This is a genomic window from Mangrovibacterium sp., from assembly GCF_059905295.1.
Map to the genome: position 1 here is coordinate 1 of NZ_JBZQJF010000293.1, position 5996 is coordinate 5996.

Here is a 5996-nt window from a genome sequence, read left to right on the forward strand (position 1 = left end):
AAAGATAAAGAAAGCAAAAGTGCGCAAATTTTGAAAGCGAATGTCAATAACTAACGCCAAACCGTTAAAAAATAATCATACGAAAAGGAGCAAAAAAAACGCTTGCTATTAAATGGAAAGAGCAGTGGCAACTTAACGGCAGTTTGCCACAGCTTAATCGGAACGGTTTTCCCGTTATGGCAATGTGCCATGCCTCAACCCGAGCATTTTTCCCGTTGTGGCAATGGGCCACGCCTCCACCGGAACGTTTTTCTTGTTGTGGCACGGTGCCATGCCTTCCCGAACGGTTGGGGAGCTCGTGGCACGGTGCCACGCCCCCTCAAAAAAACTGGCCCGATTCCCGGGGGTTGCCAACAGGAATAAAGGCAAAAGGCAAGTCGAACCCCGGGTTGCGCTTGTTATCCGGAGTTGCCGGGGTGCCATAAATGCCCATATGCACCGCGATTAAGCCGCCTGACGTCACAAAAAAGAGCAACAACACCGCAATTATCCCCCTTCCTTGCACGGCTGAGAACCGTTACTAAACCCCGACAAATTTGTCAGCTTTCTATTCCTCTCTTTTTTCGTGATAGATCAAAACCGGCTTATTAAAATGCCTGATCAATCCATGAGTGTGTGAGGTTCCGAACAGGTCTTCAAAGAATCCCTTTCGTTCTTTCAGTGCAGCAATCAGATCAAAATCGTACTTGTTGATATAATCTTCCAGTGCTGTGTCTATTTCTTTCTCTTTCGCCAGATAGAACTCAGGCGTTAACTCTGGAACCGCATCTTCAACCAAAGCCTGAAATCCCAACCACTCCAGGTAGTGATCAAAATCTTCAGACTTAGAATGATGAAATACCTGAAGTCGCGGATAAGACTCACCGGCAAAAAGCTCAACCATATCTTTTAACGCACCGATATCTTCCCGGTGAAGGGCAGTTGCGTACAACAATCGATTAAAGCTCAGATATGGTTTATCATCCGGAATGACCAAAACAGGACAATTAACCTTATCCAAAATATTCGGATAGCTAATAACACCACCGGAACTGTCTGACATGCTGTTATAGTTGCTCATCATCAATAAAAGATCCGGTTCATCAACCAGAAGACGTTCAATATATTCCAACCGGTTATGCTCTTTTACTTCGTACGAATAAGGAACATGCTGCACATGATTTGATAAATAGTCGAGAAGCACATGATGAATTTCGGAAGCTGCTTTTCGGAAATCCCTTTTTGTTTGTGCTTCGGCAAGTTCCATTCCGGCTCCCAGGCTAGCGGGAGTTACACCTAAATAATTAGCACTGCTTACCCAATCAAAATCTTCGAGGTAAACAATTTTTAGTTTACGCCTCTGCTGGTTACTCAATGAGAATGCTGAGAAAATCAAGTTCTTAACATTTTTCAGTGTGTCCAGCATCAATACATTAGTTTTCATGACTTTATATTTTATGAATTCAACAAAGATCAACATGGGTTGATGCGGGCACAATGAAAGTTTTACGAGCTACAGGAGGACTGTAAATCAATACAGTAATCTACATTCTTGTACGTTATTACTGGAGCTTAGTTAATAAATTCGACTAGCTCCCTGCTGCGTCACATTATCCAGGTATTCAACACAACTCCTTATTCTATTTTTACAGCAATGAATTAAATTGAGCGTTAGCTGAAATCACTCCCAATCCCAAAGAAGTTAATCCCCAAACAATGATCTATCGGTCAATTTCCGAGAATCAAATTACGAAAGCACAAATAGCTCTCTCACCTTCAAGTTTCAATAAGTCTTTTTTAAAGTTTGAAAAGCTTGGCAACTGACAGTTTTAATTATCTTTGCCCGGTTATGATTGGAAAACAGATACTTTTTATCTTACTATTTCTGCTACTGACAGGGCAGCAAAACTGGGCGCAAAGTGTTACCCCAAACACCTTTGGCAGTTATTCCACACAACAAAGCGACAATAACGAGGAAGGAAACGACCAGAATCAGGATGAGAAAGATCAAGACAAAGAAGAAACAAAGAAACAAAACATACCGTCGATCATAACCAACTGGACAGTTAACAATTACGGAGCAAATTTCGAAAAAGCAGAACTGGATACAGCTTTGGGCTTTTTCCATGTCTACAATCCGATTTTTAAGAACGACCTCCGCCCTATTTTTACCGGAAACATTGGAGGCGCTTATCTTTATGGTGATTTTTTTAAACGCCAGTATAAGTCCGATTTCTATTTCTATCGCTCATTTGAAGCTTACGCGATGTTCCCCGGCGATATTAAGTACATGAACACCACTACGCCGTACACGTTGCTGGACTACAAACAAAGCGACAATAAAAACACACGCAACGAAACCATGTTTAATGTGTTTCATGCTCAGAATGTGAATAAAAATTTTGGGTTTCAGCTTTTTTACAATCAAGACAAATCGACCGGTTTTTACCAATACCAGGAGAATAAATTTCACACGATTGGTATGTCAACAACCTACAGGGGCGATAAATTCAACTCACACTCAGCCATCCTCTTTAATCGTAATAAAAACCAGGAGAATGGCGGGCTGGAACCCGGACAGGATTTAAACTTATATAAAGAGACGGAAACTTATATCGTCAACCTTACAACAGCCAATGCGCAACTTCGCAACAACACTTTCTTCACAGTTAACGAATATCGGTTGGGAAAAACAGAAGAAAAAGAAGATGAAAATGGCTATGTAAGCGAAGTTTTTCGGCCAATAACCGGCTTTAGCCACCAACTGGAATATTCGTCGAACCGAAGAATTTACGGAGATACCGATCTAAATCTGGACTTTTACCCGGCATTCTACAAAGACAGCCTGGCAACCAACGATACCGTCGCATATAACCGATTAAGCAATACATTTCAGATTAAATTCTACGAATCGCCGAATCGCAAATACACCTTTAGCAAGCGCGCCTTCATCGGCAACGATTTGATAACGGCCAAGATGGTAGATACCGACAGCACTTACCTGTCTAAAGATAAGCTGCACAACACCTTTGTTGGTGGTGCTATCTCAAGAGACGAAGGTGAATTCTGGCGATGGAATATTCAAGGTAAATTTTACACAACCGGCTATCGTTCGGGACAAACTGAGCTTAGTGCCTTTATTTTTAAGCCACTGGTACTTGGAAAAGACACAACTTCACTCTATTTATCCGGCGAGCTCAATACCATAGTTCCCGACTACTTCGAACAACATTATCGTTCGAATAACTACGAATGGTACAACCACTTCAACAATACCAAACAGATGATCTTCAAATCGAAGATCACCTCTAAAACTCACAAACTCGACATCGGATTCAACTACGCTTTAATCAGCGATTACATTTACAACGGAGCTGAAGCAACTCCGCAACAAGGCCAAAGTGAAATGTTAGTACTTTCGGCATTTATAAATAAAGAAATCGAAAGCGAACACTGGTTAATTAAGGCAAGCGCACTGTGGCAAAAGGCAAATCAGGACAGCTATTTACACCTACCCGATTTGACCGCCTACCTGAGTGTAAATTTCAGACTCCTGATATCAAAGGTGATGCATGCCAACTTTGGTTTCGACACCAGATATACGACTGCATATTATGCTGACGCTTACAATCCGGCCACTGCACAGTACTATTGGCAAAATCAACAAAAAATTGGTAACTTTCCGATAGTGGACCTGCATGCTAACTTGAAACTTAAGCGGACAAGAGCCTTTTTTCAGTTACTTAACGCAGCAACAGGCTTTTTGAATGGTAATTATTGGGCAGCACCCGATTATCCTTTTTATAGAAGAACTTTCCGCTTAGGCATTGCCTGGTCATTTTATGATTAGACATAACCTAAAACTCATGCATGAAGAGAATATATATTGTTAGACTAGCGCTTTTCTCATTAATCCTGATCTTGTTGAACGCCTGTTCCAGTGCGAAGAAGAAGAAACAGGACAATCAAGAGCACAAGAATACCGAGCTTAGCCGAATCATGAAATCGGGTAAGCTGAAAGCTGTTGTGGACTACAACTCGACCAACTACTTCATTTACAGAGGACGTCCAATGGGCTTCAAATATGAGTTACTGCAGCATTTAGCTAAAGACATGGGGCTCAAATTAGAAATTTCAGTCAGCAATAACCTCTCCGAAACATTTGAAGGACTACGCACAAAACGATACGATCTGGTTGCAAAAAATCTGACAGTAACCAAAAGTAGAAATAAGCTAATCGATTTCACCCAGCCGCTGGAGCAAACCAGGCAAGTACTTGTACAACGGCGCCCTCAAGGATGGCAATCGATGCCCGAATCTCAACTCGAAGATTCTCTTATTCGCAACCAACTTGATTTAGCGCATAAAACCATTTACGTGCAAAAAGCAACATCCTACTATCGTCGGTTACTGAATCTTTCTGATGAAATTGGGGCCGAAATCAACATCATTCAGGATTCAATTTACGGCGTTGAACAATTGGTTAGCATGGTGGCCAACGGTGAGATCAAATATACAGTATGCGACGAAAATGTTGCGAAGGTGAATCAAACCTACTACCCCAATCTGGATATTGCAACACCAATTAGCTTTCCCCAAAATATTGCATGGGCGGTCCGGCGCAATAGTCCGGAATGGCTAAGCTACCTGAATAACTGGATCATCAATTTCAAGAAGACAAAAGAGTTTGCCATTCTCTACAAAAAATATTTCGAGGTAAGCCGAACCCAATTATCGGTATTGGATGATTACCACTCAATCGGTGGAGGCAAAATATCCCCTTACGACGATATGATCAAAAAGGAAAGCAAGAAATATGGCATTGACTGGCGCCTGACAGCAGCCGTTATTTACCAGGAATCGAAGTTTGACACCGCAGCAGTTTCGTGGAGTGGCGCTTACGGACTAATGCAAGTCATGCCTGAATCTGCCGATTTGTTTCGAATCCACGATTATGAAGAACCCGAAAAAAACATCGAAGTTGGTGTTCGTTTGTTAAAATGGCTCGATAACAATTTCAAAAAGGAAGTTCCGGATTCACTGGAACGCATTAAGTTCGTTCTGGCTGCCTATAATGTTGGCCTGGGACACGTAAAAGATGCTCAGCGACTGGCTGCCAAATACAACAAAATTCCGATTGTATGGACCAATAATGTCGATTATTTTCTACTGCATAAGTCAGCAGCCAAGTATTATAAAGATCCTGTTGTAAAATGGGGGTATTGCAGGGGTGAAGAACCGTACAATTACGTGAATAAGGTATTAAACACCTATCATCATTACGTCAATATTATTGAGACATCGTAACCTGATATTTCTGAAGGAGATCTAAAAACTCAGACAAAATCATCGCGGTAGCTCCCCACACAACCTCTCCTTCGTAAAGGAAACAAGGGACATCCAGCACTCCTGCCGTTGTTTTTACGGGATAGCGCTTCAATTTTTGCGGTCCCATGTAATCCTGAATCGGGAATAGGATCGTTCGTTCTGCTTCTGCCACATTAATCACAAATTCAGGTTTACGATCCATCCACCCCACGTAAGGGAAAATCTGAAATTTACTGACTTGAACGTATAATTCAGATAAACGTCCAAGCAATGTAACATCAGCGGGATCAATTCCGATTTCCTCTTGTGCTTCTCGCAAGGCAGCCACTTCGGGTTTCTCACCAGCCTCAATTTGCCCACCAGGGAGACTAATTTGTCCGGGGTGATTCTTCATTCCCGATGCTCGTTTAGTCAGACAAGTGTACAATTTTCCCTGGTATGGGAAAAGCAACAATAACACACTGCTGAAACGAACCTGGTCACGATCCAAAGCCTCAACAATCAGCTTCCGTCCGGGAGGAATCATTTTCAAATGTGATCTTTTCCCGGGCAATCCCGATCGAAGTAAACCGGCTATATATTCTGGACTAAATTCGCGCATAGTTAAAGATAATCATAAATTGAAAAAGATGATACTCTTAAAGCAAGCTTAACCCGAAAATAAGAATCAGGAAAAATTCCGATAATAT

General features: G+C 41.8%; 4 protein-coding genes. 2 read left to right on the forward strand and 2 right to left on the reverse strand.

Annotated elements, in window-relative coordinates; all coding sequences use genetic code 11:
• Positions 1-547: 547 nt before the first annotated feature.
• Positions 548-1423, reverse strand: coding sequence for an adenine nucleotide alpha hydrolase family protein (locus tag AC37HE_RS14905; protein ID WP_500783650.1), 876 nt, complete (start codon positions 1421-1423; stop codon positions 548-550).
• Positions 1424-1828: 405 nt separating this feature from the next.
• Between AC37HE_RS14905 and AC37HE_RS14910 the strand changes: the two genes are divergently transcribed.
• Both AC37HE_RS14910 and AC37HE_RS14915 read left to right on the forward strand, forming a co-directional pair.
• Complete coding sequence (locus AC37HE_RS14910; protein WP_500783651.1) at positions 1829-3829, forward strand: putative porin; 2001 nt, start codon at positions 1829-1831, stop codon at positions 3827-3829.
• A 20-nt stretch (positions 3830-3849) separates the two neighbouring features.
• Positions 3850-5286: an MltF family protein gene (locus AC37HE_RS14915; protein WP_500783652.1), complete on the forward strand. Its 1437-nt coding sequence runs from the start codon at positions 3850-3852 to the stop codon at positions 5284-5286.
• Here the strand turns inward: AC37HE_RS14915 and AC37HE_RS14920 are convergent.
• Positions 5270-5833: an NUDIX hydrolase gene (locus tag AC37HE_RS14920; RefSeq protein ID WP_500783653.1), complete on the reverse strand. Its 564-nt coding sequence runs from the start codon at positions 5831-5833 to the stop codon at positions 5270-5272. The two genes, AC37HE_RS14915 and AC37HE_RS14920, sit on opposite strands and share 17 nt — an antisense overlap.
• Positions 5834-5996: the final 163 nt, after the last annotated feature.

Excerpts from the sequence above, each read along its gene's own strand:
- AC37HE_RS14905 (WP_500783650.1), bottom strand. The coding sequence starts at position 1,423 with ATGAAAACTAATGTATTGATGCTGGACACACTGAAAAATGTTAAGAAC.
- AC37HE_RS14910 (WP_500783651.1), top strand. The coding sequence starts at position 1,829 with ATGATTGGAAAACAGATACTTTTTATCTTACTATTTCTGCTACTGACA.
- AC37HE_RS14915 (WP_500783652.1), top strand. The coding sequence starts at position 3,850 with ATGAAGAGAATATATATTGTTAGACTAGCGCTTTTCTCATTAATCCTG.
- AC37HE_RS14920 (WP_500783653.1), bottom strand. The coding sequence starts at position 5,833 with ATGATTCCTCCCGGACGGAAGCTGATTGTTGAGGCTTTGGATCGTGAC.